Origin of the sequence: Pseudomonas sp. MOIL14HWK12:I2, assembly GCF_000510745.1 — a bacterium.
Lineage (GTDB): Bacteria > Pseudomonadota > Gammaproteobacteria > Pseudomonadales > Pseudomonadaceae > Chryseomonas > Chryseomonas oryzihabitans.
In genome coordinates this window covers 23,949-49,509 of the sequence record NZ_KI783313.1, presented here as the reverse complement: position 1 = coordinate 49,509, position 25,561 = coordinate 23,949, and the positions used below count along the sequence as shown (strand labels likewise).

Sequence of the window (25,561 nt, the reverse complement as noted above, 5' to 3'; positions counted from 1 at the left end):
CGCCGCCATGGCCAGCTCGACCAGCGAATACAACCGCAAGCGCAACTTCGACATCACCGCCGAGCCGCGTGACGACGGCAGCTCCCGCCGGCGCAAGGCCAAGGGGGCCCTGACTTTCGTCATCCAGAAGCACGACGCGCGCCGCCTGCACTACGACTTCCGCCTGGAGCTGGATGGCACCCTCAAGAGCTGGGCGGTGCCCAAGGGTCCCAGCCTCGATCCCGGCGAAAAGCGCCTGGCGGTGCAGGTGGAGGATCACCCCCTCGCCTACGGCAGTTTCGAAGGCAGCATTCCCGAAGGCCAGTACGGCGCCGGCGATGTCATCGTCTGGGATCGTGGCGAGTGGGAGGCGGATGGCGATGCCGCCGAAGGCTATGCCGCGGGCAAGCTCAAGTTCGAACTCAGGGGTGAAAAGCTGCGCGGTCACTGGACCCTGGTGCGCACCCGGCTGCAGGGCCACAGCGACAAGCCGCAGTGGCTCTTGATCAAGGAGCGCGACGACCAGGCCCGCGACACCGCCGACTACGAGGTGACCGCTGCCGAACCCGACAGCGTGCTGAGCGACAAGACCCTGCCTCGGCTGGCGCAGTCCAAGGCCAAGGGCAAAACCTCCGCCAAAGCCAAGGCGACCAAAACGCCGACCCGCCAGCCCACCGCCAAGGCGCGCAAGGCCAAGCTGCCCGAGATCCTGGAAGCCCAGCTGGCCACCCTGGTCGACAGTCCGCCGGCCGGCGACTGGCTGTACGAGGTGAAATACGACGGCTATCGGCTGCTCGCCCATATCGAGGGCGGCGAGGTGCGCCTCTTCACCCGCAGCGGCAACGACTGGACCGAGCGCCTGCCAGAGCAGGCCAGGGCCCTGGCCGCGCTGGGCCTGGAAAACGCCTGGCTGGACGGCGAGATCGTGGTCAACGACGCCCAAGGCGTCTCCAGCTTCCAGGCGCTGCAGAATGCCTTCGAGACCGGCAAGGCGACCCGCATCACCTATTACCTGTTCGACCTGCCCTATCTCAATGGCGCGGACCTGCGCGAGGTGCCGGTCGAGCAACGCCGCGAGTTGCTCGGCAAGCTGCTGGAAGAGAGCAACGACAGCGAGCTGCTGCGCTTCTCCGCCGCCTTCGAGGTGCCGGCCGATCGCATCCTGGCCAGTGCCTGCGAACTCGGGCTCGAAGGGGTCATCGGCAAGCGCCTGGGTAGCCCCTACCGTTCGCGGCGCAACAAGGACTGGATCAAGCTCAAGTGCGCCCACCGCCAGGAATTCATCATCGTCGGCTACACCCCGCCCAAGGGCGGCCGCCAGCACCTGGGCGCGCTGCTGGTGGCGCTGCACGATGACCAGGGCCAGCTGCACTATGCCGGCAAGGTCGGTACCGGCTTCACCGCGGCCGTGCTCAAGCAGCTGCACGCCCGCTTCCAGCCGTTGATCGTCGATGAGCCGCCGGTGGTGGATCCGCCCAAGGGCGCCGCCTATCGCGAAGTGACCTGGCTGCGGCCCGAGCAGCTGTGCGAGATCGCCTATGCCGAGCTGACCCAGGACCGCATCGTCCGCCAGGGTGTCTTCCACGGCCTGCGCGATGACAAGCCGGCCGAGGGCATCGGCCTGGAAGAGGCGACACCAGCCCGCGAGGCCGAGGCGCCGCGCCCGTCCGCAGCACGCCGCCCGTCTGCGGGCAAGCAGCAGGACGCCACCGTCGCCGGGGTGCGCATCAGTCATCCCGAACGGGTCATCGACGAAGCCAGCGGCGCTCGCAAGCTCGACATCGCGGGCTATTACGCCGCCGTCGCCGACTGGATCCTGCCGCACCTGGCCGACCGACCCGTGGCCCTGGTCCGGACGCCCGAGGGTATCGCCGGCGAGCAGATCTTCCAGAAGCACAAGCAGACCCTGGCGATCCCCCATATCCGCGAACTCGATCCGGCACTGGACCCGGGGCATGCGCCGCTGATGGTCATCGACAGTCGCGAGGCCCTCATCGGCGCGGCCCAGATGGGCACGGTGGAACTCCATACCTGGAACGCCACCGCCGACCGCATCGACCGGCCCGACCGCTTCATTCTCGATCTCGACCCTGATCCCGCCCTGCCCTGGTCGCGCATGCTGGAGGCGACGGGGCTGGTGCTGACCCTGCTCGACGAGCTGGAGCTGCAGGCCTTCGTCAAGACCAGCGGCGGTCGCGGCCTGCACCTGGTGGTGCCGCTGGATCGGCGCCAGGACTGGGACACCGTCAAGGCCTTCGCCCAGGCCGCGGCCCAGCACCTGGCCAACACCCTGCCCAAACTCTTCGCCGCCAAGATGGGCGCCCAGAATCGCCAGGGGAAGATCTTCGTCGACTACCTGCGCAATCGCCATGGCGCCACCACGGTCAGCGCCTTTTCCCTGCGCGCCCGTCCCCACCTCGGCGTTTCGGTACCCATCGCCCGGGATGAGCTGGCGACCCTGGAGGCCAGCGACCAATGGCGCTTCGACTCCCTACTGGAACGCCTCGAAGGGCTCAAGGACGACCCCTGGGCCGGGTATGCCGAGATACGCCAGAGCCTTACCGCAGCGCGGCGCAAGCGGCTCGGCGTAGCGTAGCGATGCGCCTGCCGTCGGCAAGCGTACCGCCTAAGCGAAACCCCTTATCGCTGCCCGTGGTCTGCACTAACGAGCGCTGTCGTGGACAGCGCCGTCGCCAGCCACGGGATGGAGCCGATGTCGATCGATCTGGATAGCCTCCAGGACACCCTGGACGAGTGGGCCTATGACGAGGTCACTCCCGCACTGCTGCAACACCGACTCCAGATTCTCAACCAGCGCGACCTCGACCGCCTGCCGTTGCCCGGCCAGGGTCAGACCCTGGACCGTTGGCGCGCCCTGGCCCAGGTCGCCCATCATGACCTGGGCCTGGTCAAGCTGTACGAAGGCCACACCGATGCCCTGGCCATCCTGAGCGAACTGGAGGGCTACGCGCCGCCCGAAAGCCTCTGGGGCGTCTGGGCCGCCGAGCCGCCCGATGCCCGCCTGCTGGTGCGCTACAGCGCCGACGGCGTGGTCACCCTGCACGGCCGGAAGTCCTGGTGCTCCGGCGCCTCCCTGGTCAGTCACGCCCTGGTCACCGCCTGGATGGACGATCATCCGATGCTGGTAGCGGTGGAAATGAAGCAACCCGGCGTCGAAGTCACCCAGGACGGCTGGCGGGCCATCGGCATGCAGCACACGGGTAGCGTCGACGTGCTGTTCGACGGGGCCGCCGGCGTGCTGGTCGGGGCGCCCGGTCGCTACCTGCAGCGTCCCGGCTTCTGGCATGGCGGCGGCGGTATCGCGGCCTGCTGGTATGGCTCCGCCACCGCCCTGGCCGATACCCTGCGCGCTCACTGCAAGCGTCATCGCGAACCCCATGCCCTCGCTCACCTGGGCCATGTGGACGCCGCCCTGCTCGGCGCCGCCACTGCACTGCGCCAGGCCGCCGAGTGGCTGGACCTCAACCCCGAGGCGGACGCCCGTTATCCCGTCTGCCAGCTGCGGGCCCTGGTCGAGCAGTGCGCCGAAATCGTCATCCGCCATACCGGCCGCGCCTTTGGCGCCGCGCCGCTGTGCCGCGACGCCTATTGCGCCCGCCACATGGCGGACCTCCCCGTCTACCTGCGCCAGAGTCACGCCGAACGCGACCTGGCGGTGCTGGGTGACCTCAATCTGCTGGAGGGTGCCCCTTGGCAACTGTAGGCGATCGTCAGATTCAAGGAGCTGGCACCGCGCCCGAGGCGTGGCTGCAGTGGTCCGGCTTCGCCGAGATGCCGCCAATCGAAGCCTCGCAACTGGTCCCGCCCGGCCATCGCGCCGTAGTCGTCGCCCCGCACCCGGACGACGAGATCCTCGGCTGCGGCGGCCTGCTCTGCCAGTTGGGTGAGCTGGGGCGTCGTCTGGCACTGGTGGCGGTCACCGACGGCGATGGCAGCCATCCGCAATCCACCCTCTGGCCGGCCACCCGCCTGCGCAATACCCGTCCACTGGAGACCCGCGAAGCCCTGCGCCGCCTGCATCTGGAGCGCGCCACCGTGACCCGCCTGGCGATACCGGATGGCCAGGTGAGCGAGCAGGAAGCCGCCCTGCAGCGGCGGCTGGTGGAAATCCTTACGCCGGAAGACGTGGTCTTCGCCACCTGGCGATTGGATGGCCATCCCGATCACGAGGCGACCGGCCGCGCCGCCGTGGAAGCCTGCCGCCTGCGCGGTGCCCGCTGCATCGAGGTGCCGGTCTGGACCTGGCACTGGGCCGCCCCGGGCGATCCACGCGTGCCCTGGGAACGGGCGCGGCGCCTGGATTTGGAGGAAGACGTCCTGGCGCTGAAGAAGCGCGCGGTGAATGCCTTCGGCAGTCAGCTGACCGAGGACACGAGCACGGGACAGGGACCCATCCTGCCGCCTGCGGTAGTGGCCCGTCTCACCCGTGCCTGGGAGGTCTATCTGACGTGACCGTCTCCATGAGCTATTTCGATTCGCTGTACGCCAGCAGCGACGATCCCTGGGACTACCGCCATCGCTGGTACGAAGCGCGCAAGCGCGATCTGACCCTGGCCATGTTGCCGCACCGTCGTTACAGCCACGGCTACGAGCCTGGCTGCTCCACCGGTGAGTTGTCCCGGCGGCTGGCCGAGCGCTGCGAGCGGCTGCTGGTCAGCGACGGCAATGCCTCCGCGGTCGCCACCGCTCGCGAGCGCCTGGCCGATCAGGCTCATGTCGAGGTGCATCACCTGCTGCTGCCGGACGCCTGGCCGGCCGGCGCCTTCGATCTTATCGTCATCAGCGAGATCGGCTACTACCTCGGCGAGCCCGGCCTGGCTGCCCTCTTGGATCGCGCCCACAGCGCGCTGCTGCCCGGAGGGGTACTGCTCGGCTGTCACTGGCGCCATCCCATCGAAGGCTGCGCCCTGACCGGCGACCAGGTTCATGAGCGCATGGCCGCCCTGCCCGGCCTGCATCGCCTGAGCCACCTCGAAGAATCCGATTTCCTCCTCACCCTCTGGTCTTCCGACCCCACCTCCGTCGCCCGCCGGGAGCAGCTTCTATGATAGGTGCCGTGATACCCGCCCATAACGAAGAGCAACACGTCGAACGCTGCCTGCAATCGGTCCTGCGCGCCGCGCGGCATCCGGCCTTGCTAGGTGAACCCGTCGAGGTCGTCATCGTGCTGGACAGCTGCACCGACGGCACCGCCGACATCGTTCGCCGGCTGCCGGTCACTGCCCTGGAAGTCTGGGCCTGCAACGTCGGCCTGACCCGGGCGACCGGCGCTGCCCACCTGATCCAGCTGGGCGCCCGCTGGCTGGCCTGCACCGATGCCGACTCCGAGGTGGCGCCGGACTGGTTCGCCGCCCAGCTCGCCTATGGCGCCGATGCCGTCTGTGGCGTGGTGGAGGTGGACGACTGGACCCCGCATTCCCCCGGCCTCAGGGCTCGCTACGAGGCGGCCTATCACGACCGCGAAGGCCATCAGCACATTCACGGCGCCAACTTCGGCATCTCCACGGCAGCCTATCTCCAGGCCGGCGGCTTTCCGTCCATGACGGTGGACGAGGACGTGACCCTGGTTACCGCGCTCCAGACCCAGGGTGCGCGTATCGCCTGGAGCAACAGCGTGCGGGTGCGCACCAGCTCGCGCCTGGACTGCCGGGCCCGCGGCGGTTTCGGCGACTACCTGAGCCTGCTCGGCGCCACTGCCTGACTAAACGCCCAGGGCGAAGGCCCCGGGCGTCGCGCCGAATTGCCGGCGAAAGGCGGCGATGAAGGCCGATGGGGAGTTGTAGCCGCAATCCAGCGCCACCTCCGTCACCGCAGCGCCCTGTTCCAGGCGTTCCAGGGCGCTGATCAGGCGCAACCGCTGGCGCCAGGTTCTGAAGGTCAACTCGGTATCGCGCAGGAACGCCCGGCTCAGGGTCTTTTCCGAGGCGCCCAGCACCCCCGACCACTGCGCCAGGGTGCGATCGTCCGACGGATTGGCCGCCAGGGCCTCGCACAGCAGACGCAGCCGGCCATCCTGGGGCGCCGGCAGCGACAGTCCGACCTCGGGTGCCGCCTGCAACTGATCCAGCATCACCGACACCAGCCTTCCCTCGGGCCCCGCCTCGTCATATTCCCGGGCGAAGCCGCTGAAGGTCTTGATCAATTCGCGAATCAGCGGACTCACCGCCACCACCCGACACCGCTCGCCCACATAGGGCGCCGCCTCGGCCCCGACATAGAGGCTGCGCATCTCCGCCCTAGGCGAGGAGCGCACCTGATGCTCGACATCGGCGGCGATCCACACCGCCCGCTGCGGCGGTGCCACATAGCTGCCCTCGGCGGTGGTCACCGTGAGCACCCCCTTGATGGCATAGGAAAGCTGGCCCCAGGGATGCCGGTGCCAGGGTGTCCAGGCCGGTTGGGCCAGGGATTCCACGCGGGCATAGAGGCGCCGCGGCAGGTGCGCGAGTTCGGGCACGGGGCGTTCGACCGCAGACTGTCCGTTTGACGACATCATTGGGGCTTTTCGCGTTAGTCGGCTAGGTCAGGAGACGATAGCCTTGGGGCTATCCGCAGACAACCCGAGAGAGACCATGGCTCGTCCCCGCCTGATGCCCGACAATTTCACGCTGCTGCTGGTCGCCACGGTGATCCTGGCCAGCGTGCTGCCCTGCCAGGGCCTCGCCGCCCAGATTGCCAACGTGGTCACCAACATCGCCATCGGCCTGCTGTTCTTCCTGCACGGCGCCAAGCTGTCGCGCCAGGCACTGGTGGCCGGCATCACCCATTGGCGCCTGCACCTCCTGGTGTTCGCCTTCACCTTCGTCAGCTTTCCGCTGCTGGGCTGGGCGCTGCAGCCGCTGCTGGCTCCGCTGGTGACGCCGGAGCTCTATCTCGGCGTGCTGTTCATGTGCGCCCTGCCGGCCACGGTGCAGTCGTCCATCGCCTTCGTCTCCATGGCCCGCGGCAATGTCTCGGCCGCGGTCTGCAGTGCGTCCCTGTCAAGCCTGCTCGGGATCTTCCTCACCCCACTGCTGGTCCGGCTGCTGCTGGACGCCCACGGCGGCTCGGACGGCCAGAGCACCCTGGATGCCATCGTCAAGATCTGCGTCCAGCTGCTGCTGCCCTTCGTCGCCGGCCAGCTGCTGCGTCCGGTGATCGGCCACTGGGTGGATCGCCACAAGGGCAAGCTCAAGTTCGTCGACCAGGGCTCCATCCTGCTGGTGGTCTACACCGCCTTCAGCGCCGCGGTCATCGAAGGCCTGTGGCGCGAGACGCCAATCCTGTCGCTGGTGGGCCTGGTGTTCATCTGCGCCACCCTGCTGACCCTGGTCCTGCTCGCCACGCGCTACAGCGCCCGGCTGCTGGGCATGAGCAAGGAAGACGAGATCACCGTGGTCTTCTGCGGCTCCAAGAAGAGCCTGGCCACGGGGGTGCCCATGGCCAAGGTGCTGTTCGCCGGCAGTACCATGGGACCGGTGCTGCTGCCGATCATGCTGTTCCACCAGATCCAGCTGATGGTCTGCGCGGTATTGGCGCAGCGCTACGCCAGGCGCGAGACGGTGGAGGCCGCGCCCGTGGCGGCGGCCCCCGTGGCGAAGTGATCCCCGCGGTGGCGAGGCGCCCGTCTAGCGCGCCTCGTCCTCGCGAACCGGCTTGCGCATGGTGACCCACTCTTCCGCGGCGGTGGGATGGATGCCCAGGGTGTCGTCGAAGCAGGCCTTGGTCGCGCCCGCCTTGAGGGCGATGGCCAGGCACTGGATCTGCTCGCCGGCATCCGGCCCCACCATGTGGCAGCCCAGCACCTGGTCGCTGTCGGCATCCACCACCAGCTTCATCAGGGTGCGCTCCTGGACATCGGTCAGGCTGAGCTTGGTCGGCCGGAAGCTGCTCTGGAAGATCTTCAGCCGATGGCCACGCTCACGCGCCTCTTCTTCGCTCAGGCCGATGCTCGCCAGATTGGGCAGGCTGAAGACCGCGCTGGCGATCAGGTCGTAGTTCAGCGGGCGATAGCTGTCGGGATCGAACAGATGGCGCGCCAGGGTCATGCCCTCGGCCAGGGCCACCGGGGTCAGCTGCACCCGGCCGATGACGTCGCCGATGGCGTAGATCGAAGGCTCCGCGGTCTGGAAGGTCTCGCCGACCTTGATGAAGCCCCGGTCGTCCAGGGCGACACCGGTGTTTTCCAGGCCCAAATCGTCCAGCATCGGTCGGCGGCCGGTGGCATAGAAGACGCAATCGGCGTCCAGCATCCGACCGTCCTTGAGTGTCACCTGCAGGCTGCCATCGGCGGCCTTGTCGATCCGCGCCACATCGGCGTTGAATTGCAGGTCATGGCCGCGCCTCTGCATCTCGTCGCGCAGGTGCTCGCGCACGCCCCGGTCGAAGCCGCGCAGGAACAGCTCCCGGCGATACAGCAGGGTCGTCCTGGCGCCCAGTCCCTGGAAGATGGAGGCGAATTCCACGGCGATGTAGCCGCCCCCCACCACCACCACCCGCTTGGGCAGCTCCGGCAGGTAGAAGGCCTCGTTGGAGGTGATGGCATGCTCGCGGCCGGGGAAGTCCGGCACGTCCGGCCAGCCCCCGGTGGCGATGAGGATGCGCTCGCAGCGATAGCGCTGGCCTTCCACCTCGACGGTGTGGGGATCGAGGATGCGGGCATGGGCTTCCAGCAAGGTCACCCCGCTGTTGACCAGCAAGGCCCGATAGATGCCGTTCAGCCGGCGGATCTCGTGGTCCTTGCTGGCGACCAGGGTGTTCCAGTCGAAGGCCGGAACCTCGGCATCCCAGCCATAGCCACGGGCCTGGCGGAATTCATCGCGAAAGGAGGCGCCGTAGATGAAGTATTTCTTGGGCATGCAGCCCACGTTCACACAGGTCCCGCCGAGGTAACGGCTTTCCGCCACCGCCACCCGGGCACCGAAGTCGGCCGCGAAGCGCGCGGCCCGTACCCCGCCCGAACCAGCGCCGATCACGAAGAGGTCGAAATCATAGGTCGTCATGGAGCTCTCTCTTTTTGCTGCTGGCGACCAGCATAGCGCAAGGCCACCCTGGGCAGCGGCCCGGCTGGCCAATCGCCAGAAACGACAAGGCCACCCGCAGGTGGCCTGGTCGACTGCACGTCAGGCTTACAGCGCCTTGTACAGGTTCTCGAAGCAGAAGTTGGTGGCTTCGACGAAGCCTTCCGCGCTGCCGCAGTCGAAACGCTGACCCTTGAACTTGTACGCCAGTACGCAACCGTCCTGCGCCTGCTTCATCAGGGCGTCGGTGATCTGGATCTCGCCACCCTTGCCCGGCTCGGTCTGCTCGATCAGGTCGAAGATGTCCGGGGTCAGGATGTAGCGGCCGATGATCGCCAGGTTGGAGGGAGCGTCCTCCGGCTTGGGCTTCTCGACCATCTTGTTTACGCGGTAGATGTCGTCGCGGATCATCTCGCCGGCGATGACACCGTACTTGTTGGTCTCGTTGGCCGGGACTTCCTGGATGGCCACGATGGAGCAGCGGAACTGGTTGTACAGCTTGACCATCTGCTTGAGCACGCTGTCGCCTTCCAGGTTCAGGCAGAGGTCGTCCGCCAGGACCACGGCGAAGGGCTCGTCACCGATCAGCGGGCGGCCGGTCAGGATGGCGTGGCCCAGGCCCTTCATCTCCACCTGACGGGTGTAGGAGAAGGTGCAGTTGTCGATCAGCTTGCGAATGCCGACCAGGTACTTTTCCTTGTCGGTGTTCTTGATCTGGCTTTCCAGCTCATAGCTGATGTCGAAGTGGTCTTCCAGCGAGCGCTTGCCACGACCGGTAACGATCCCGATCTGATGCAGGCCCGCCTCCAGAGCTTCCTCCACGGCGTACTGCACCAGCGGCTTGTTCACAATGGGCAGCATTTCCTTGGGCATGGCTTTGGTCGCAGGGAGAAAACGAGTGCCATAGCCGGCTGCCGGAAACAGACATTTGGTGATCATGGGAGTCCTTTGATCTGTACGTGAAGGCAAAACGAACGGCGGTCTATCCAGCCGCTTGTCGCATACAATGCCCGAAGCGCGCGACGCTGGAAATAGCCAGGCATGGGCGCTCTGTGGACGTGCGGATACGACTCCAGGATTGCCTTCCGGTTCTGCGCAAAGCCGCAAAGAACTGCTATCGTCCAAAGTTTGGAACCAGCGTCACGACTCCGCGGATAGATCTCGACATGAAGAAATGGATGCTCCCGTTGCTGTGTGTTTCCCTCGCCGGCTGCTCCCTGGGCGGTCATCACGAGGCGGCGGAAACGCGGCCGCTCAGCGCGGAACAGACCACCCTGCTGCGCCAGAACGACCTCTTGCAGGCCAAGCTGCTGGTCCTGGGTGGCAGCGAAGAACAGCTCAAGCTTGCGGATGCCCTGCTGCTGCGCAATGGCGGAACCAGCGCCGATGGCGAAGTGGAGTTCTATCGTGCGGTGATCGCCATCAAGCAGGGCCCGCAGACCGATGACGTCTTGGAATTGCTGAACGCCTCCGCCGATCATCGCTATCCGCTGGCCTATGCCCTGCTCTATCGGATGTATACGGATCCCTTCCTGGTGCCCGAGGCCGACCCGATCCAGGCGCAGACCTACAAGAGCGCCTACGGAGAGCTCGCGGTGGCCAAGAGTGGCTATCCGTCCTTCGACAAGGCCGTGGAAGTCACCCGCCAGCTGGCGCCCTGAACCCGCCTCTCTAGTCGGCCGCTTTGCGGCCGTTCACAGTCTGGCGCTGGCGAATGAGCAGCCGTTGACCTTTCCTGGATGTGAATGATGTCAACTGGCCGCATGACGGTAGCATCGAGCCTCTACCGTCCGCCGCCCAGAGCCATCTCCATGTCCTCGCTTGGCAAGCTGTCACCCGATATCGTTGCCGTCCGGACCGTGACGCAGCGGCTCGTCCTGCTGCTGATCGGGTTCTTCGCGCTGGCCATCCTGCTGACGCGGCTGCCGACCTTCATCAACGCCGCCAGCGGCGAGACCTGGCAGATTCGCGGCGGCCAGATTCCGCTGATGCAGTATCCCGCCATGCCGGAGCGCAGCGTGGTCGCCAACCGCCAGCTGATCGCCATGCTCAAACCGGGCGATCGCATCCTGGTCCTGGACAGCGCCCCCTTTCGCCCCTGGAAGAAGGTCATGCTGATCGGCGAAGACAGCCGCATCGGCTGGATCCGTGTCACCCCGGCCCTGGGCGCGATCCGCCTGGAGTGACGCCAGGGCCGGAGCGGGTCGACAGCAGGCGCATGACCCGGGTGTCATGCCAGCGATACCAATGCGCCTGACCCAGCCGCTGCGCCTGCCGATGTTCCGGATGGGCGCCCCAGGCCGCGACCGCGGCCTGGTCGGTCCAGTAGGACAGGGTGATGCCCAGGCCATCGGTGCCCCGTACCGATTCCATGCCCAGAAAGCCTGGCTGCCCCTGCGCCAGCTCCACCATGCGCGCCGCCATGGCCTCATAGTCGGGATCGTCGTAGGCGCGTTGCGAGACGAAGGCGATCATCACACAGTCCTCGGGCAATTCCGGCCGCTTCATGTCCCCAGGTTCCGCGCCGCGACCACCGCGTCCAGCCAGGCGCGCACCGCCGTGGGGACCCGACCGGCCAGCGCCTCGCGCTCGGGCTGATAGAGGGTGCCGAAATAACAGGGATGGGTCGTCAGCTCGAAGGCCACTGGCAGCTCTTCCTCATCCCAGGCGAGGACGCGCCAACCCGCAGCGAGCAACGTCGGCAGGTAGTCGGGGTTCACGCCGAAGCGACCGCGATAGGTGGCCTCGACCCGTTCGGCGCCGGCCGCCTCCGCCAGGCGCGACCCTGGCAGCAATCGGAGTTGATTCTGCACCTCGATGCGGGCGCAGCTCAGGGGCGTGAGCACCGCGCGGCTGGCCGACGGATCGTCTTCACCGTGGGCGGCGTCCGTCCAGCCCAGCACGGACTGGACGTACTCCAGCAACGCGTACTGCAGCCCGCCACAGGTCCCGAGAAAGGGAATCCGCTGTTCGCGCGCTGTGCGCAAAGTCGCCAGCACCCCTTCGCGATGGCGATAGGGACTCCCGGGTACGCACCAGAGGCCGTCGCAGTCGGCAAGGACGCCATCGGCCTCGACCGTCGGCAGCCAGCGTGTTTGCAGCGTGACACCCAGCGCCGTGGCGGTCAGCGCCAGGGCCTGGGGGATGGCCTGGTGGGCCACGATGGAAGGGTCCTGGTCACCCAGGAGCACGATTTCGTACGACGTCATGACGGACACCTGCAGGCGTGGAAGCTCCGACCGACTCTAGGCCCTTGGGGCCGCGGTTTTAATAGGCGTTGCGGACAGCAGCCCTTGCGTCCCTGCCCTGTCGGTCACGGCCGCCTTTCGCCAGGCGCAAGGAAACGCCCGGTACAGCGGCTGTACCGGGCGCCGGATACCAGACGATCAGGGTGCCGGGTTGGGCTGGTCGACGTGGATGGCTTCGATGGCGGCCAGGGTTTCCTGGTCCAGCACCAGCTCGCTGCTCGCCAGATTGCTTTCTAGCTGGGAGAGCGAGGTGGCGCCGATGATGTTGCTGGTCACGAAGGGCCGACTGGTGACGAAGGCCAGGGCCATCTGCGCCGGATCCAGATTGCGCTCCCGGGCCAGTTCGACGTAGGCCTGGGCCGCGCGCTGCGTCTGGGGATTGCTGTAGCGCTGGAAGCGTTCGAAAAGGGTCAGTCGCGCCCCTTCCGGACGGGCGCCGTTCAGGTACTTGCCCGCGAGCACACCGAAGGCCAGCGGCGAATAGGCCAGCAGCCCCACCTGCTCGCGGATGGCCTGCTCGGCCAGGCCCACTTCGAAGCTGCGGTTGAGCAGATTATAGGGATTCTGGATCGACACCACCCGCGGCCAGCCACGGGTCTCGCTCAGGTGCAGGAAGCGCTGCACGCCCCAGGGCGTTTCGTTGGACAGGCCGACATGGCGGACCTTGCCTGCCTTCACCAGACCGTCGAGGGCCTCCAGGGTCTCCTCGATGGGCGTGAAGTCGGCATCGTTGTGCACATAGCCCAGCTGACCGAAGTAATTGGTCCGCCGATCCGGCCAGTGCAGCTGGTAGAGATCCAGGTAGTCGGTGTTGAGTCGCTTGAGACTGGCCTCCAGCGCGGCGGTGAGATTGGTCCTGGTAAAGGCCAGGCCGCCGTTGCGGATGTAGTCCATGTCGCGGCCAGGACCGGCCGCCTTGCTGGCCAGCACCCAGTCGGCACGGTCGCCGTGCTGGCGGAAATAGTTGCCGATGATGGTCTCGGTACGGGTGTAGGTCTCGGCGCGCGGCGGCACCGGGTACATCTCGGCGGTATCCAGCAGGTTGACGCCGGCCGCCTTGGCGACCCGGATCTGCTCGAAGGCTTCTGCCTCGGTGTTCTGCTCGCCCCAGGTCATGGTACCCAGGGAAATGGCGCTCACCTTCAGCTCGGTTCGGCCCAAGGATCGATAGTGCATGGCAAGCCTCTTTCGCGGTTGAAACCGCAACGTTAGCAGGACTCCCAAGCGCAGCCCAACTCGTCTGACGATTTGAACTCTCGTCCGCTTGCCGATGCCCTCCCCTTGAGGCGACAGCCCAGGCTGCTCGCTGCTAGGGAAGACGCCCATCTACCCAAGCGGGTGCCCGTAGAGGACCGACGCGACACTCCGGAGTGCACATCATGAAAGCTGTGGTTTACCAGGGCCCACGCGACGTCGCGGTCAAGAACGTAGCCGATGCCCGCATCGAAAAACCCACCGACGTCCTCGTCAGGATCACCACCACCAACATCTGCGGTTCCGACCTGCACATGTACGAAGGCCGCACCAGCTTCGAAAGTGGCCGGGTCTTCGGCCACGAGAATCTCGGCGAGGTGGTCGAGGTCGGTCTCGGCGTCGATCGCATCAAGGTTGGCGACCGGGTCTGCCTGCCCTTCAACATCGGCTGCGGATTCTGCGAGAACTGCGAGCGCGGACTGACCGGTTTCTGTCTTACCGCCAACCCGGGCGTCGCCGGTGCGGCCTACGGCTTCGCCGACATGGGCCCCTACCAGGGTGGCCAGGCGGAGTTGCTGCGGGTGCCCTACGCCGACTTCAACTGCCTGGTACTGCCCGAAGATGCCGCGGAACGCGAAGACGACTACGTGATGCTGTCCGACATCTTTCCCACCGGCTGGCATGCCACCGAGCTGGCCGGTCTGCGCCCGGGCGAATCCATCGCCATCTATGGCGCGGGCCCGGTCGGCCTCATGGCTGCCCACTCCGCCATGATCCGTGGCGCCTCCGAGGTCTATGTGGTCGACGACCAGCCGGATCGCCTGGCACTGGCGGAAAAGCTCGGCGCCAAGGCCATCCACGCCAAGGAAGGCGATGCGGTGGAGCAACTGCTCAACCTCACCCATGGGCGCGGGACCGATCGCGGTTGCGAGTGCGTCGGCTACCAGTGCTGCGATCACCACGGGCACGAAGTCAATCACCTCACCATGAACAACCTGGTGGCGTCGACCCGCGCCACAGGTGGTATCGGGGTGGTCGGGGTGTTCGTGCCCCAGGACCCGGGCGGCCGGAACGACCTGGCCAAGCAAGGCAAGATGGCCTTCGACTTCGGCAACTTCTGGTTCAAGGGCCAGCAGATCCGCACCGGCCAGGCCAACGTCAAGAACTACAACCGCGAGCTGGCGCGGTTGATCCATGCGGGCAAGGCGCGACCCTCGCAGATCATCTCCCATCGCCTGAGCCTGGCCGAGGCGCCGGACGCCTATCGCCATTTCGATGCGCGGGATGATGGCTGGACCAAGGTGGTACTCAAGCCGGCCGCTTGAGGCGGTTCACCTTCCCAGGGAGCGCTCAGGAAGAGCCGCTCCCACCCGCCGGGCGCCGCCTGCAGCCAATCACTGGTGATAGGCCCCGGCTTTGGGCTAGGATGGCGCCGCCCCGAATTCCGGGGCCTGGGTTCCCTCACCCCAGGCACTTTCAAAAAGGCCCTCTCATGCTCGAACGTATCGCTTTCGCGCGCCGCACGGCGGTCGCCGCGCTCGTCGCCTTCCATATCCTCATCATCATCGCCAGCAACTACCTGGTGCAGTTACCGCTGCAACTGTTCGGCTGGCACACCACCTGGGGCGCCTTCAGCTTTCCCTTCATCTTTCTCGCCACCGACCTCACCGTGCGGCTGATGGGCAAGGCGCCCGCCCGCCAGGTGATCGCCCGGGTAATGATTCCGGCCCTGGTGGTTTCCTATGGGGTCTCGGTGCTGTTCCAGCACGGCAGTTTCCAGGGCTGGGCGGCGCTGGCCGCGGTCAACATCTTCGTGCTGCGCATCTCCCTGGCCAGCTTCTGTGCCTATGTGCTCGGCCAACTGCTCGATATCCAGGTGTTCGACCGCCTGCGGCGCTCGCGCCACTGGTGGCTGGCGCCCACGGTCTCGACCCTGTTCGGCAACGCCCTCGACACCCTGGCCTTCTTTTCCATCGCCTTCTGGCGCAGCGACAACCCCTTCATGGCCAGTCACTGGCCGGAGATCGCCCTGGTCGACTACGGCGTCAAGCTGACGGTCAGCCTGCTGCTCTTCGTTCCGCTCTATGGCGTGCTGCTGCGTTCGCTGGTGCCCCAGGCCTGGGCGCGGCGTCCGGACCTCGCCTGAGGGCAGGATTGCCGCCAGGCGCGGCTTGGCCCTAGAGTGATGCCCCCTTCAATTGCCTCGGGTTCCGCCATGCTCGCCACCGCCCTCGCCCGCTTTCCGCGCCTGACGCTGCAGCCCTCGGTGACCCCGCTGGAGATCCTGCCGCGGCTGTCGGCGGAGCTGGGCCGCGCGGTCTACTGCAAGCGCGACGACACCACCAGCCTGGCCCTGGGCGGCAACAAGGTGCGCAAGCTGGAATACCTGGTCGCCGCGGCGCTGGCCGCCGGCGCCGACACCCTGGTGACCGCCGGCGCCATCCAGTCCAACCATGTGCGCCAGACCGCCGCCGTCGCCGCGCAACAGGGCCTGGCCTGCGTCGCCCTGCTGGAAAATCCCATCGCCACCACAGACCCCGGCTACCTGCACGGCGGCAACCGCCTCCTGCTCGAACTCTTCGGCGCCGAGAGCAGAGCCGTCGCGGCGCTCGATGATCCGTTGCGCCAGCTCGAAGCCGAAGCCGAGCGCCTGCGCCAGCAAGGGCGCAAGCCCTGGGTGATCCCCATTGGCGGCTCCAGCGCCCTGGGCGCCCTCGGCTACGTCCGTGCGGCCCTGGAACTGGACGCTCAGCTGCAGGAGCTGCAGTTGCAACCCGCGGCCGTCATTCTCGCCTCCGGCAGTGCCGGCACCCAGGCCGGGCTGGACCTGGCCCTTCATCATTTGCGGCCAGAGCTGCCGGTGATCGGCGTCACCGTTTCCCGCACCCAGGCCGAGCAGCTGCCCAGGGTCGCCCTGCTGCGGCAGCAGCTGGCCGAGCTGTTGGGCATTGCTCTACCCGAGAATCCTCCGCTCCTGCGTGACAGCTACTTCGGCCCGCGCTATGGCGAGCCCAATCCCGGCACCCTGGCCGCCATCCGCCGCCTGGGCCGGCTCGAAGGCCTGGTGCTGGATCCGGTCTACACCGGCAAGGCCATGGCGGGCCTGCTGGATATGGTCGCCAGCGGGGACCTCCCACCCGGCCCCCTGGTATTCCTGCACACCGGCGGCGCCCCGGGCACCCTCGCCTATGGCGACTGGTTGGCGTGATCGGCTAGCCAAGCCACAGGACGATGGCATAACGTCAGCAGTTTTCGGACTTGGGATGTCAGAACAGACACCCTCATAGTGGCGCACCCTCATAACCACAAGGATCTCTTCCATGCGCAAACCCCTCCCTCAGCGTCTGCTCCGTAGCGCCGCCCTGTTGCTCGCCCTGGGCCTGGCCCACCAGGCCACCGCCCAGGCCGAAGACCTCCTGCAGACCGTCAAGCAGCGCGGCGAACTGATCGTCGGCCTGGAGGGCACCTATCCGCCCTTCAGCTTTCAGGATGAAAACGGTCAGTTGACCGGCTTCGAAGTGGACTTCGCCAAGGCCCTGGCCAAGGAACTGGGCGTCGACGCCAAGATCCAGCCCGGCAAATGGGATGGCCTGCTGGCCGCCCTGGAATCCCGGCGTCTGGACGTGGTGATCAACCAGGTCACCATCAGCGAGGAGCGCAAGAAGAAATACGATTTCTCCACCCCCTACACCGTCTCCGGCATCCAGGCCCTGGTGCGCAAGGACGACGTCGACAGCATCAAGACCGCCGCCGACCTCGCCGGCAAGAAGGTCGGCGTCGGCCTGGGCACCAACTACGAGCAATGGCTGCGCCAGAACGTACCCAAGGCGGACGTGCGCACCTACGAAGACGATCCGACCAAGTACCAGGATCTGCGCGTCGGCCGCATCGACGCCATCCTCGTCGACCGCCTGGCCGCCCTGGAACTGCTGTCCAAGACCAAGGACAAGCTGGCCCTGGCCGGTGAGCCCTTCAGTCGCCAGGAGTCGGGCATCGCCGAACGCAAGGGTGATCCGCAATTCCATGCCGCGGTCGACCAGGCCATCGCCAAGCTGCGCGCCGATGGCACCCTGGCCAAGATCTCCGAGAAGTGGTTCAAGGCCGACGTCACCCAATGAGCGACACGCTACAGCTCCTGCTCGATTCGCTGCCCTTCCTGCTGAAGGGCGCGATCTGGACCGTGGTCCTGAGCCTCGGCGGCATGTTCTTCGGCCTGCTGCTGGGCTTCGGCCTGGCCCTGCTGCGCCGCTCGCCGAGCCTGCCGCTGCGTAGCCTGGCGCGGCTGTACATCTCGTTCTTCCGGGGTACGCCGCTGCTGGTGCAGCTGTTCGTCATCTACTACGGCCTGCCCGAACTGGGCCTGCAGCTCGATCCGCTGCCGGCCGCCCTGATCGGCTTTTCGCTGAACATGGCCGCCTACACCGCGGAGATCATCCGCTCGGCCATCGGCGCCATCGACCGCGGTCAGTGGGAAGCCGCCGCCAGCATCGGCATGACGCCGCTGCAGACCCTGAGGCGCGCCATCCTGCCCCAGGCGCTGCGCATCGCCCTGCCGCCACTGGGCAACAGCTTCATCTCGCTGGTCAAGGACACCTCGCTGGCGGCCACCATCCAGGTGCCGGAGCTGTTCCGCCAGGCCCAGCTGATCACCGCCCGCACCTTCGAGATCTTCAGCCTCTACCTGGCCGCGGCACTGCTCTACTGGGTCCTGGCCAGCCTGCTGTCCACCCTGCAGAACCGCCTCGAACGGCACTACGGGCGCCACATCAACGAACGAGGTCAGTCATGATCGAGGTGCAGGGGCTGTCCAAGTCCTTCCGGCAGCAGACAGTGCTGCAGTCCATCGACCTCGAGGTGGCCCAGGGCGAGGTGGTCGCGATCATCGGCCCCAGCGGTTCGGGCAAGACCACCCTGCTGCGCTGCCTCAATCTGCTGGAGACCCCGGAGGCCGGCAGCATCCGCCTGGGCGACCTGCGCATCGACGCCAGCCGACCGCTCAAGGGCCAGCAGCACGCCATCCGCCAGCTGCGCCAGCGCATGGGCTTCGTCTTCCAGAACTTCAATCTGTTTCCCCATCGCACCGCGCTGGAGAACGTGATCGAGGGCCCCATCATCGTCCAGGGCGAGGCGCGCGACACGGCCATCGCCCAGGGCCGTGAATGGCTGGCCAAGGTCGGCTTGGCCGACAAGGCCGATAGCTATCCCGGACAGCTATCGGGCGGCCAGCAGCAGCGGGTCGCCATCGCCCGGGCACTGGCCATGCGTCCCCAGGCCATCCTCTTCGATGAACCCACCTCGGCGCTGGATCCCGAGCGGGTCGGCGAGGTGCTGGAGACCATTCGCGGGCTGGCCCAGGAGGGTCGTACCCTGGTCATCGTCACCCACGAGATGGCCTTCGCGCGTGACGTCGCCCACCGGGTGCTGTTCATGGACGGCGGCCGCATCGTCGAACAGGGTCTGGCGGCCGAGTTGTTCAATCGGCCGCGTGAAGAACGCACCCGGCGCTTCCTGGCCAAGTTCGTTCGTGACAACGCCGCCGACTACTCCTGAGCCAGACCGGCGCAGCCCTGCAGGCTGGCCTGGCTGACGTTGCTGTTGGCCGGCACGCCATGGGTCAGCCAGACGTTGCCGCCTATGGTCGAGCCCTGGCCGATGGTGATGCGCCCGAGGATGGTCGCCCCGGCATAGATCACCACATCGTCCTCGACGATCGGATGGCGCGGGTGGCCCTTCTTGAGGTTGCCCTCGGCATCGGCCGGGAAGCGCTTGGCGCCCAGGGTCACCGCCTGGTAGATGCGTACCCGGTCGCCGATGATGCAGGTCTCGCCGATCACCACACCGGTGCCATGGTCGATGAAGAAGCCCTCGCCGATCTGGGCACCCGGGTGGATGTCGATCCCGGTCGCCGAGTGCGCCCGCTCGCTGACCATCCGCGCCAGCAACGGCAGGCCGCTGCGATAGAAGTGATGGGCGATGCGGTGATGGATCATGGCGTAGATGCCCGGGTAGCAGAGCAGCACCTCGTCCACGCTGCGCGCGGCGGGATCGCCCTGGTAGGCGGCGATCACGTCGGTGTCCAGCAGGCGCCGCAGATCCGGCAGGGCCAGGGCGAAGGCCTGCACCAGCCGACGGGCCTCGTCGGCGCGATTGACGCCGTTCTCGCCACGCTGCTTGGCGAAATAGTCCAGTTCCAGCTTCGCCTGGATCACCAGGGCATTGAGCGCCCGCTCCAGTTCGAAACCGACATAGAAGTCCTCGCTTTCCTGGCGCAGCTGATCCGGCCCCAGGCGTAGCGGAAAGAGCGCACCGCTGAGGGATTCGATCACGCTGGCCATGACGCTGCGCGAGGGCAACTCGCGGCCGCTGAACTCGCGGAAACGCCCATGGGTCTCGCGCCATTGGCTGCGCGCCTCATGCAGTTCCCCGACGATGCGCCCGAGTTGCCAGTCGTTGCCGCCCGTGGATTGCCCGTTAAGTTCGCTCATAAGTCATCTATCCAGTTACCAGGCTGACGAGGATAAAGTATCCGCCGATCCCTGACAGCCCACGTCGCGCCGGGCGCGGTAAGCTGTCGTCCTTTGCCCATCAAGGAGCGCCACCCATGATCGCCTCCCCGCTGGTCACCGCTGCCTGGCTGCAGGAGCAACTCGGCCGTCCGGATCTGCTGATCCTCGATGCCAGTCTCTACCTGCCCAACGAACCCCAGATCGCCGACGAGACCTATCGGCAGCAGCACATCCCCGGCGCCCTGCGCTTCGATATCGAACACTTCTCCGATCCGGACACCGCGCTGCCGCACATGGTCCCCAGCGCGGGACGCTTCGCCCGCCTGGCTGGCGAATTGGGCGTCACCCCGGAGACCACCCTGGTCGTCTACGACCAGAAGGGCCTGTTCTCCGCCGCCCGGGCCTGGTGGCTGTTCCGCCTGTTCGGCCATGACCAGGTGATGGTGCTCGATGGCGGCCTGCCGCTCTGGCGTGAACAGGGCCTGCCGCTGGAGACCGGTGAAAACTTGCCCAACCCGCAGCCGCCCTACCCCGTCATCTTCAACAATCGCCTGCTCTGCGGCCTGGGCGATGTGCAGACCGCGCTCAGCGTGGGCCAGACCCAGGTGCTCGACGCGCGTGGCGCCAAGCGCTTCACCGGCGAAGTAGCGGAGCCGCGCACGGGCGTCGCCTCCGGGCATATGCCCGGCAGCCAGAATCTGCCCTACGACAGCCTGCTGAACGAAGACGGCACCCTGCTGCCGCCCCAGGAGTTGCGCCAGCGCTTCCAGGCCCTGGGCATCGACGGCCTGCATCCAGTGATCACCAGTTGCGGCAGTGGCGTCACCGCCGCGGTCCTGCTGCTCGCCTTGAGCGTCGCAGGCCTGCCGGATGGTCGACTCTACGACGGCTCTTGGAGCGAATGGGGTCAGCATCCGGTCACGACCAAGGCGCTGGGCCCGGCCTGAGCCGAGCTAAGCCGCTGATTTTATTAAATACCTGTAGTATCCGATAGAGACGCCCAATCGCCGACATCGCCTTTAACAATGAGATGAATCGTCAAAATGCGATTAGTATGCGTCCTATCGATTTCAACCCTGACTTAAACCCATCAAGGAGTCATCAATGTCCCTGATCAACACCGAAGTGAAGCCTTTCACCGCGACCGCCTACCACAACGGCAAATTCGTCCAGGTGACCGAGGCCGATCTGAAGGGCAAGTGGTCCGCCATCGTGTTCTACCCGGCCGACTTCACCTTCGTGTGCCCCACCGAGCTGGAAGACCTTGCTGACCTGTACCCCGAGTTCCAGAAGCTGGGCGTAGAGATCTACGGCGTATCCTGCGACACCCACTTCGCGCACAAGGCCTGGCACGACACCTCGGAAGCCATCAAGAAGGTCAACTACCCGCTGGTAGGCGATCCCACCGCTCGCCTGGCACGCAACTTCGAAGTGCTGATCGAAGAAGAAGGCCTGGCCCTGCGCGGCACTTTCCTGATCAATCCGGAAGGCCAGATCAAGCTGTGCGAAATCCACGACAACGGCATCGGCCGTGACGCCAGCGAACTGCTGCGCAAGGTCCGCGCCGCCCAGTACGTCGCCAACCACCCGGGCGAAGTCTGCCCCGCCAAGTGGAAAGAAGGCGAAGCGACCCTGACCCCCTCGCTGGACCTGGTCGGCAAGATCTAACACCCGCCTGATCTAGCCCGAGCGCCCGGGCGCCTTGCCCGCGCGCTCTTTTTTTGCCCATTTTTTACGGAAGCCACGTCGCCATGTTGGACGCCAATCTGAAAGCCCAGCTCAAGACCTACCTCGAACGCGTCACGCGCCCCATCGAGATCGTCGCGTCCCTCGACGATGGCGCGAAGTCCCGTGAAATGCACAGCCTGCTGCAGGATATTGCCAGCCTGTCCGATCAGGTCAGCCTCAGCACCGACGGCACCGATGCCCGTCGCCCCTCCTTCGCCCTGCTGACCCCCGGTCAGAACATCGACCTGCGCTTCGCCGGTCTGCCCATGGGCCACGAATTCACCTCCCTGGTACTGGCCCTGCTGCAGGTGGGCGGTCATCCGTCCAAGGCCAGCCAGGACGTCATCGAGCAGGTCAAGGCGCTCGACGGCGACTACCAATTCGAAACCTATTTCTCCCTCTCCTGCCAGAACTGCCCGGACGTGGTGCAGGCCCTGAACCTCATGGCCGTGCTCAATCCCCGGGTCAAGCACGTCGCCGTTGACGGCGCCCTGTTCCAGGACGAGGTCGAGCGCCGCCAGATCATGGCCGTGCCCAGCGTCTACCTGAACGGCGAACCCTTCGGCCAGGGCCGCATGGGTCTGGAAGAGATCGTCGCCAAGCTCGACACCGGCGCCGCCGCTCGCTCCGCCGACAAGCTCAATGCCAAGGACGCCTTCGACGTCCTGGTCATCGGGGGTGGCCCGGCTGGCGCTGCCGCTGCCGTCTATGCCGCACGCAAGGGCATCCGTACCGGCGTCGCCGCCGAGCGTTTCGGCGGCCAGGTACTGGACACCCTGGCCATCGAGAACTTCATCTCCATCAAGGAGACCGAAGGGCCGAAGCTGGCCATGGCGCTGGAAGAGCACGTCAAGCAGTACGAAGTCGACATCATGAACCTGCAGCGCGCCGAGCAGCTGATTCCGGCCCACGAAGCCGGCGGCCTGCACGAAGTCCGCTTCACCGATGGCGGCTCGCTCAAGGCCAAGACGCTGATCCTGGCCACCGGCGCTCGCTGGCGCGAGATGAACGTCCCCGGTGAGCGGGAATACCGCAACCGCGGCGTGGCCTACTGCCCGCACTGCGATGGCCCCCTGTTCAAGGGCAAGCGCGTCGCCGTGATTGGTGGCGGCAACTCGGGTGTCGAGGCGGCCATCGACCTCGCCGGCATCGTCGCCCAGGTCACCCTGATCGAGTACGACGGCCAGCTGCGTGCCGACGCCGTGCTGCAGCGCAAGCTGTTCAGCCTGCCCAACGTGACCGTCATCACCAGCGCCCTCACCAGCGAAGTCAAGGGCGACGGCCAGAAGGTCAACGGCCTGGTCTACAAGGATCGCAACTCCAGCGAGTTCCACCACCTCGACCTTGAAGGCGTCTTCGTGCAGATCGGCCTGGTGCCCAACACCGACTGGCTCAAGGGTACCGTCGAGCTGTCGCCGCGCGGCGAGATCGAAGTGGACGCCCGCTGCCAGACCTCCCTGCCCGGCGTCTTCGCCGCGGGCGACGTCACCACCGTGCCCTACAAGCAGATCGTCATCGCCCTGGGCGAAGGCGCCAAGGCCTCCCTGGCCGCCTTCGATCACCTGATCCGCACCAGCGCCTGATCGATCTCACGCCCCCTTTCCCGCCCGGCATCTGCCGGGCTTTTTTTCGTCCGCCGTTTTCTGCGTCCACCTTGGCATGTTTCTCGCTGCGACCTAACCAGGCGTCATAAAGATGGGCACGAACGGTCTAGGAGTTCCTCCCGGACTTTCGTTAGGATCTCAGGGCCGGGTTCCTGAACCTGGCAGCTTCAGCGGTAGAGGACCAGGCGGCATATGCACAGACAGATTTCTTCCAGCATCCACGATTCCTATCCCCCCAAGCTCGCACCCGCCACGCCGCTCACCCCTCCCGAGCTGGTGGCCTCCCTGGAAGCCACCCTGGCTCAACGCCAACCCGGCCCGGTCTGGCTGTTCGCCTACGGCTCGCTGATCTGGCGCCCCGAGTGCCCCGCCGTCGCCGTGCGCCGGGCGCGGGTGCACGGCTACCACCGCGGTCTCTATCTCTGGTCCCAGCTGCATCGCGGCACCCCCGAGCAACCCGGCCTGGTACTGGGTCTGGATCGCGGCGGCTCCTGCTCGGGCTTCGCCTACCAGTTGCCGGATGACCAGCTGGACGACCACCTGCTGGCCCTCTGGAAGCGCGAGATGCCGGATGGGTCCTACCGCCCCCGCTGGCTGCAATGCCACCTGGAAGACGGCAGCAAGGTGCAGGCGCTTGGCTTCGTGCTGAAGCGCAATCTGCCCTGCTACGCCGGCAGCCTGCCCGATGACATCCTCAATCGCGTCCTGACCGAGGCCTGCGGCCATTTCGGCACCACCCTGGAATACGTCGAGCGCACCATCACGGCGCTCAGGGCCCACGCCATGCCCGATCGCAACCTGGAAGCCCTGCTGCAGCGCTATCGCAGCGCCCCGCTGCTGGAGGCCATGCAGGGATGAAGCAACGTCAGATCAACCCCCACAAGCTGCTGCTCAGCAAATGGACGGCCGTCCAGCCACGCGAACGGCAAAAGCACTTCATCGTCACCCGGGTCCATACCCCGGAAGTCGAGACCGACCCCATCTCGCAGATAGATCTGCAAGCCGTTCTCACTCGTCGTACCTGGACGCTGGACTGGCACGAGTTGCAGGATGCAGAATGCTGGCTGCAAGGCTGGCAATGAAACTCCGAAAGCAGGGCCGGGATTTTGCGACTAGCATCGCGATATGACGGCACTTTTCTGCAAAGGTGAAACCCTGTAGCAGCCAATGCTGTCACAGTGCCACCTTTGAACAGGAAGCTTTTCCGGATGACCCTCTATGTCGAACTCGCCAGCGCCTTCAACACCCTCAAAGGCGGATTCGAGCCGTTGCGCTGCGTGATATCCACGCGTGATCAGCGCGCCTACGATGTCGAGGTCTTTTCCCGCAGCGGTCAGTCGGTACTGAATCGCCCTATCGCCCGCACCGAATTGCTCGACGCGGCCATGCTCGAAGCCTTCATCCTCGACAGCCGCTCACGTATCGAACGCGATGCGGATGAAACGCCCTACTGGACGATTCCCTCCTGAACGAAAAAGGCCACTCGAACAGGAGTGGCCTTTTCATTTGGATGGTGCCCGAGGCCGGAATCGAAAAACCCTCTAAACACCCTACCCCACCTGCATCCTGCCCCAACACCTACTCGTCCTTACCCCTATTCTTACCCCTAAATCGCCAAGTACCTTCAGGTGACCGGCGGTGCGATCTGCCTACTGAACTGCGAAACGTGTTCCTTATCACTCATTAGACTAACTATTAAGAGCGCACAAAGCGCCGCCACTGATGGCTACGTCGATAAGGACATCTAATGACACTCCCTCCGGCAGTTCGCGTTGCATTCGTATCAGCCCTGCTGCTCCTATCTGCTTGCTCCGTGAAGCGGGACTTCTACGCGATCGGGGGTAGCCGCGCAGACGGCACGATTGATCTCGCTTACGACTTCAAGATGTTCGAAAAATCAGTGGTCAACAACGACCAAGCTTTCGCTATGGCGAAGTCGAAGTGTGGCCGCTGGGGCTACAACGATGCTGAGCCATTCGGTGGGCAGGTCGAGTCCTGTCAGGCAAGAAATGGTTACGGCGACTGTCTTCGTGGGCAGGTGATCGTTAAGTTTCAGTGCCTTGGATCGCTTGAAGCGGCTGCCAGACCCTCCCCTCTAGCGCTTCCGGCAACAGTATCAACCCTCGGTACGCCCATGAGCGCGGACCAGTACAAAGAGGCCCAAATTCAGGCACTTATGCAACAAGGACTGCCGTATGAAGAGTACAGCCGTCGGTATAAAGCCATTGTGGGCCAGTAATCCAAAAAAAGTATCTGTATAGCCCTATGACCACAAGGAGGTT

General features: G+C 66.0%; 28 protein-coding genes. 21 read left to right on the top strand and 7 right to left on the bottom strand.

Features of this window, described 5'->3' with window-relative positions; translation table 11 throughout:
- Window positions 1–7: 7 nt before the first annotated feature.
- The 5 genes from ligD (at window position 8) to PSK12I2_RS0116570 (ending at window position 5,701) form a co-directional block, all read left to right on the top strand.
- Window positions 8–2,575, top strand: a complete 2,568-nt coding sequence (gene ligD / locus PSK12I2_RS0116590) for a DNA ligase D (protein WP_027599223.1) — start codon at window positions 8–10, stop codon at window positions 2,573–2,575.
- A 117-nt stretch (window positions 2,576–2,692) separates the two neighbouring features.
- Window positions 2,693–3,703: an acyl-CoA dehydrogenase gene (locus tag PSK12I2_RS0116585; RefSeq protein WP_371100801.1), complete on the top strand. Its 1,011-nt coding sequence runs from the start codon at window positions 2,693–2,695 to the stop codon at window positions 3,701–3,703.
- Entirely contained in the window at window positions 3,691–4,452 is a 762-nt protein-coding gene (locus tag PSK12I2_RS0116580) for a PIG-L deacetylase family protein (RefSeq protein WP_256203990.1), read from the top strand. The genes PSK12I2_RS0116585 and PSK12I2_RS0116580 overlap by 13 nt, the downstream gene beginning before the upstream one ends.
- A gap of 8 nt (window positions 4,453–4,460) precedes the next feature.
- The gene (locus PSK12I2_RS0116575; RefSeq protein ID WP_077173015.1) at window positions 4,461–5,048 is read left to right on the top strand and encodes a trans-aconitate 2-methyltransferase; all 588 of its coding nucleotides are present in this window, start codon (window positions 4,461–4,463) and stop codon (window positions 5,046–5,048) included.
- Window positions 5,045–5,701 (top strand): glycosyltransferase family 2 protein, encoded by a 657-nt coding sequence (locus PSK12I2_RS0116570; RefSeq protein ID WP_027599219.1) that lies wholly within the window; start codon window positions 5,045–5,047, stop codon window positions 5,699–5,701. Before PSK12I2_RS0116575 ends, PSK12I2_RS0116570 begins: the two co-directional genes overlap by 4 nt.
- Here the strand turns inward: PSK12I2_RS0116570 and PSK12I2_RS0116565 are convergent, their stop codons facing one another.
- Window positions 5,702–6,496, bottom strand: coding sequence for a helix-turn-helix domain-containing protein (locus PSK12I2_RS0116565; protein ID WP_007161837.1), 795 nt, complete (start codon window positions 6,494–6,496; stop codon window positions 5,702–5,704).
- A 76-nt stretch (window positions 6,497–6,572) separates the two neighbouring features.
- On the opposite strand from PSK12I2_RS0116565, the gene PSK12I2_RS0116560 reads away from it, so the two are divergent.
- A complete protein-coding gene (locus tag PSK12I2_RS0116560) occupies window positions 6,573–7,583 on the top strand; it encodes a bile acid:sodium symporter family protein (protein WP_027599217.1) in 1,011 nt (336 codons plus the stop codon).
- A 24-nt stretch (window positions 7,584–7,607) separates the two neighbouring features.
- Here PSK12I2_RS0116560 and gorA read toward each other — a convergent pair whose 3' ends face one another.
- Complete coding sequence (gene gorA / locus PSK12I2_RS0116555; protein ID WP_027599216.1) at window positions 7,608–8,981, bottom strand: glutathione-disulfide reductase; 1,374 nt, start codon at window positions 8,979–8,981, stop codon at window positions 7,608–7,610.
- Window positions 8,982–9,107: 126 nt separating this feature from the next.
- Window positions 9,108–9,938 carry a UTP--glucose-1-phosphate uridylyltransferase GalU gene (gene galU, locus PSK12I2_RS0116550; protein ID WP_027599215.1) on the bottom strand — a complete coding sequence of 277 codons (831 nt, stop codon included), beginning with the start codon at window positions 9,936–9,938 and terminating at the stop codon, window positions 9,108–9,110.
- Window positions 9,939–10,177: 239 nt separating this feature from the next.
- Here galU and PSK12I2_RS0116545 point away from each other — a divergent pair, with 239 nt between their 5' ends.
- Both PSK12I2_RS0116545 and PSK12I2_RS0116540 read left to right on the top strand, forming a co-directional pair.
- A complete protein-coding gene (locus tag PSK12I2_RS0116545) occupies window positions 10,178–10,660 on the top strand; it encodes a hypothetical protein (RefSeq protein WP_223855430.1) in 483 nt (160 codons plus the stop codon).
- Window positions 10,661–10,810: 150 nt separating this feature from the next.
- Entirely contained in the window at window positions 10,811–11,185 is a 375-nt protein-coding gene (locus PSK12I2_RS0116540) for a hypothetical protein (protein WP_007161842.1), read from the top strand.
- Here the strand turns inward: PSK12I2_RS0116540 and PSK12I2_RS0116535 are convergent.
- The 3 genes from PSK12I2_RS0116535 to PSK12I2_RS0116525 form a co-directional block, all read right to left on the bottom strand.
- Window positions 11,151–11,507, bottom strand: a complete 357-nt coding sequence (locus PSK12I2_RS0116535; RefSeq protein ID WP_027599214.1) for an antibiotic biosynthesis monooxygenase — start codon at window positions 11,505–11,507, stop codon at window positions 11,151–11,153. The genes PSK12I2_RS0116540 and PSK12I2_RS0116535 overlap by 35 nt on opposite strands.
- A complete protein-coding gene (locus tag PSK12I2_RS0116530; protein ID WP_027599213.1) occupies window positions 11,504–12,208 on the bottom strand; it encodes a gamma-glutamyl-gamma-aminobutyrate hydrolase family protein in 705 nt (234 codons plus the stop codon). The genes PSK12I2_RS0116535 and PSK12I2_RS0116530 overlap by 4 nt, the downstream gene beginning before the upstream one ends.
- A gap of 177 nt (window positions 12,209–12,385) precedes the next feature.
- On the bottom strand, window positions 12,386–13,423 hold the full coding sequence (locus PSK12I2_RS0116525) for an NADP(H)-dependent aldo-keto reductase (protein ID WP_027599212.1): 1,038 nt from the start codon (window positions 13,421–13,423) through the stop codon (window positions 12,386–12,388).
- Between the two features lie 203 nt (window positions 13,424–13,626).
- On the opposite strand from PSK12I2_RS0116525, the gene PSK12I2_RS0116520 reads away from it, so the two are divergent.
- From PSK12I2_RS0116520 to tcyN, 6 genes are all read left to right on the top strand, one after another.
- A complete protein-coding gene (locus PSK12I2_RS0116520) occupies window positions 13,627–14,766 on the top strand; it encodes a glutathione-independent formaldehyde dehydrogenase (RefSeq protein ID WP_027599211.1) in 1,140 nt (379 codons plus the stop codon).
- Window positions 14,767–14,933: 167 nt separating this feature from the next.
- Window positions 14,934–15,587, top strand: a complete 654-nt coding sequence (locus PSK12I2_RS0116515; protein ID WP_027599210.1) for a 7-cyano-7-deazaguanine/7-aminomethyl-7-deazaguanine transporter — start codon at window positions 14,934–14,936, stop codon at window positions 15,585–15,587.
- 69 nt (window positions 15,588–15,656) lie between these two features.
- A complete protein-coding gene (locus PSK12I2_RS0116510; protein ID WP_027599209.1) occupies window positions 15,657–16,649 on the top strand; it encodes a D-cysteine desulfhydrase in 993 nt (330 codons plus the stop codon).
- Between the two features lie 112 nt (window positions 16,650–16,761).
- The gene (gene tcyJ, locus PSK12I2_RS0116505) at window positions 16,762–17,559 is read left to right on the top strand and encodes a cystine ABC transporter substrate-binding protein (RefSeq protein ID WP_027599208.1); all 798 of its coding nucleotides are present in this window, start codon (window positions 16,762–16,764) and stop codon (window positions 17,557–17,559) included.
- Entirely contained in the window at window positions 17,556–18,230 is a 675-nt protein-coding gene (tcyL, locus tag PSK12I2_RS0116500; RefSeq protein ID WP_027599207.1) for a cystine ABC transporter permease, read from the top strand. The genes tcyJ and tcyL overlap by 4 nt, the downstream gene beginning before the upstream one ends.
- Window positions 18,227–18,991, top strand: coding sequence for an L-cystine ABC transporter ATP-binding protein TcyN (gene tcyN / locus PSK12I2_RS0116495; protein WP_027599206.1), 765 nt, complete (start codon window positions 18,227–18,229; stop codon window positions 18,989–18,991). Before tcyL ends, tcyN begins: the two co-directional genes overlap by 4 nt.
- Here the strand turns inward: tcyN and epsC are convergent.
- Window positions 18,982–19,926 (bottom strand): serine O-acetyltransferase EpsC, encoded by a 945-nt coding sequence (epsC, locus tag PSK12I2_RS0116490; protein ID WP_007161852.1) that lies wholly within the window; start codon window positions 19,924–19,926, stop codon window positions 18,982–18,984. The two genes, tcyN and epsC, sit on opposite strands and share 10 nt — an antisense overlap.
- A gap of 116 nt (window positions 19,927–20,042) precedes the next feature.
- Between epsC and sseA the strand changes: the two genes are divergently transcribed.
- The 7 genes from sseA to yecR all read left to right on the top strand — a co-directional run bounded on the left by sseA (window position 20,043) and on the right by yecR (window position 25,518).
- On the top strand, window positions 20,043–20,894 hold the full coding sequence (sseA, locus tag PSK12I2_RS0116485; RefSeq protein ID WP_027599205.1) for a 3-mercaptopyruvate sulfurtransferase: 852 nt from the start codon (window positions 20,043–20,045) through the stop codon (window positions 20,892–20,894).
- Window positions 20,895–21,051: 157 nt separating this feature from the next.
- Entirely contained in the window at window positions 21,052–21,615 is a 564-nt protein-coding gene (ahpC, locus tag PSK12I2_RS0116480; protein WP_007161854.1) for an alkyl hydroperoxide reductase subunit C, read from the top strand.
- 83 nt (window positions 21,616–21,698) lie between these two features.
- Window positions 21,699–23,258, top strand: a complete 1,560-nt coding sequence (ahpF, locus tag PSK12I2_RS0116475) for an alkyl hydroperoxide reductase subunit F (RefSeq protein WP_027599204.1) — start codon at window positions 21,699–21,701, stop codon at window positions 23,256–23,258.
- Between the two features lie 213 nt (window positions 23,259–23,471).
- Window positions 23,472–24,137 (top strand): gamma-glutamylcyclotransferase, encoded by a 666-nt coding sequence (locus PSK12I2_RS0116470; protein WP_007161856.1) that lies wholly within the window; start codon window positions 23,472–23,474, stop codon window positions 24,135–24,137.
- Window positions 24,134–24,361, top strand: coding sequence for a TIGR02450 family Trp-rich protein (locus PSK12I2_RS0116465; RefSeq protein WP_007161857.1), 228 nt, complete (start codon window positions 24,134–24,136; stop codon window positions 24,359–24,361). Before PSK12I2_RS0116470 ends, PSK12I2_RS0116465 begins: the two co-directional genes overlap by 4 nt.
- A 126-nt stretch (window positions 24,362–24,487) precedes the next feature.
- Entirely contained in the window at window positions 24,488–24,748 is a 261-nt protein-coding gene (locus PSK12I2_RS0116460; RefSeq protein ID WP_007161858.1) for a hypothetical protein, read from the top strand.
- A 278-nt stretch (window positions 24,749–25,026) separates the two neighbouring features.
- Window positions 25,027–25,518 (top strand): YecR family lipoprotein, encoded by a 492-nt coding sequence (gene yecR, locus PSK12I2_RS0116455; protein ID WP_027599203.1) that lies wholly within the window; start codon window positions 25,027–25,029, stop codon window positions 25,516–25,518.
- Window positions 25,519–25,561: the final 43 nt, after the last annotated feature.

Excerpts from the sequence above, each read along its gene's own strand:
- ligD (WP_027599223.1), top strand. The coding sequence starts at position 8 with ATGGCCAGCTCGACCAGCGAATACAACCGCAAGCGCAACTTCGACATC.
- PSK12I2_RS0116585 (WP_371100801.1), top strand. The coding sequence starts at position 2,693 with ATGTCGATCGATCTGGATAGCCTCCAGGACACCCTGGACGAGTGGGCC.
- PSK12I2_RS0116575 (WP_077173015.1), top strand. The coding sequence starts at position 4,461 with ATGAGCTATTTCGATTCGCTGTACGCCAGCAGCGACGATCCCTGGGAC.
- PSK12I2_RS0116570 (WP_027599219.1), top strand. The coding sequence starts at position 5,045 with ATGATAGGTGCCGTGATACCCGCCCATAACGAAGAGCAACACGTCGAA.
- PSK12I2_RS0116565 (WP_007161837.1), bottom strand. The coding sequence starts at position 6,496 with ATGATGTCGTCAAACGGACAGTCTGCGGTCGAACGCCCCGTGCCCGAA.
- PSK12I2_RS0116560 (WP_027599217.1), top strand. The coding sequence starts at position 6,573 with ATGGCTCGTCCCCGCCTGATGCCCGACAATTTCACGCTGCTGCTGGTC.
- gorA (WP_027599216.1), bottom strand. The coding sequence starts at position 8,981 with ATGACGACCTATGATTTCGACCTCTTCGTGATCGGCGCTGGTTCGGGC.
- galU (WP_027599215.1), bottom strand. The coding sequence starts at position 9,938 with ATGATCACCAAATGTCTGTTTCCGGCAGCCGGCTATGGCACTCGTTTT.
- PSK12I2_RS0116545 (WP_223855430.1), top strand. The coding sequence starts at position 10,178 with ATGCTCCCGTTGCTGTGTGTTTCCCTCGCCGGCTGCTCCCTGGGCGGT.
- PSK12I2_RS0116540 (WP_007161842.1), top strand. The coding sequence starts at position 10,811 with ATGTCCTCGCTTGGCAAGCTGTCACCCGATATCGTTGCCGTCCGGACC.
- PSK12I2_RS0116535 (WP_027599214.1), bottom strand. The coding sequence starts at position 11,507 with ATGAAGCGGCCGGAATTGCCCGAGGACTGTGTGATGATCGCCTTCGTC.
- PSK12I2_RS0116530 (WP_027599213.1), bottom strand. The coding sequence starts at position 12,208 with ATGACGTCGTACGAAATCGTGCTCCTGGGTGACCAGGACCCTTCCATC.
- PSK12I2_RS0116525 (WP_027599212.1), bottom strand. The coding sequence starts at position 13,423 with ATGCACTATCGATCCTTGGGCCGAACCGAGCTGAAGGTGAGCGCCATT.
- PSK12I2_RS0116520 (WP_027599211.1), top strand. The coding sequence starts at position 13,627 with ATGAAAGCTGTGGTTTACCAGGGCCCACGCGACGTCGCGGTCAAGAAC.
- PSK12I2_RS0116515 (WP_027599210.1), top strand. The coding sequence starts at position 14,934 with ATGCTCGAACGTATCGCTTTCGCGCGCCGCACGGCGGTCGCCGCGCTC.
- PSK12I2_RS0116510 (WP_027599209.1), top strand. The coding sequence starts at position 15,657 with ATGCTCGCCACCGCCCTCGCCCGCTTTCCGCGCCTGACGCTGCAGCCC.
- tcyJ (WP_027599208.1), top strand. The coding sequence starts at position 16,762 with ATGCGCAAACCCCTCCCTCAGCGTCTGCTCCGTAGCGCCGCCCTGTTG.
- tcyL (WP_027599207.1), top strand. The coding sequence starts at position 17,556 with ATGAGCGACACGCTACAGCTCCTGCTCGATTCGCTGCCCTTCCTGCTG.
- tcyN (WP_027599206.1), top strand. The coding sequence starts at position 18,227 with ATGATCGAGGTGCAGGGGCTGTCCAAGTCCTTCCGGCAGCAGACAGTG.
- epsC (WP_007161852.1), bottom strand. The coding sequence starts at position 19,926 with ATGAGCGAACTTAACGGGCAATCCACGGGCGGCAACGACTGGCAACTC.
- sseA (WP_027599205.1), top strand. The coding sequence starts at position 20,043 with ATGATCGCCTCCCCGCTGGTCACCGCTGCCTGGCTGCAGGAGCAACTC.
- ahpC (WP_007161854.1), top strand. The coding sequence starts at position 21,052 with ATGTCCCTGATCAACACCGAAGTGAAGCCTTTCACCGCGACCGCCTAC.
- ahpF (WP_027599204.1), top strand. The coding sequence starts at position 21,699 with ATGTTGGACGCCAATCTGAAAGCCCAGCTCAAGACCTACCTCGAACGC.
- PSK12I2_RS0116470 (WP_007161856.1), top strand. The coding sequence starts at position 23,472 with ATGCACAGACAGATTTCTTCCAGCATCCACGATTCCTATCCCCCCAAG.
- PSK12I2_RS0116465 (WP_007161857.1), top strand. The coding sequence starts at position 24,134 with ATGAAGCAACGTCAGATCAACCCCCACAAGCTGCTGCTCAGCAAATGG.
- PSK12I2_RS0116460 (WP_007161858.1), top strand. The coding sequence starts at position 24,488 with ATGACCCTCTATGTCGAACTCGCCAGCGCCTTCAACACCCTCAAAGGC.
- yecR (WP_027599203.1), top strand. The coding sequence starts at position 25,027 with ATGACACTCCCTCCGGCAGTTCGCGTTGCATTCGTATCAGCCCTGCTG.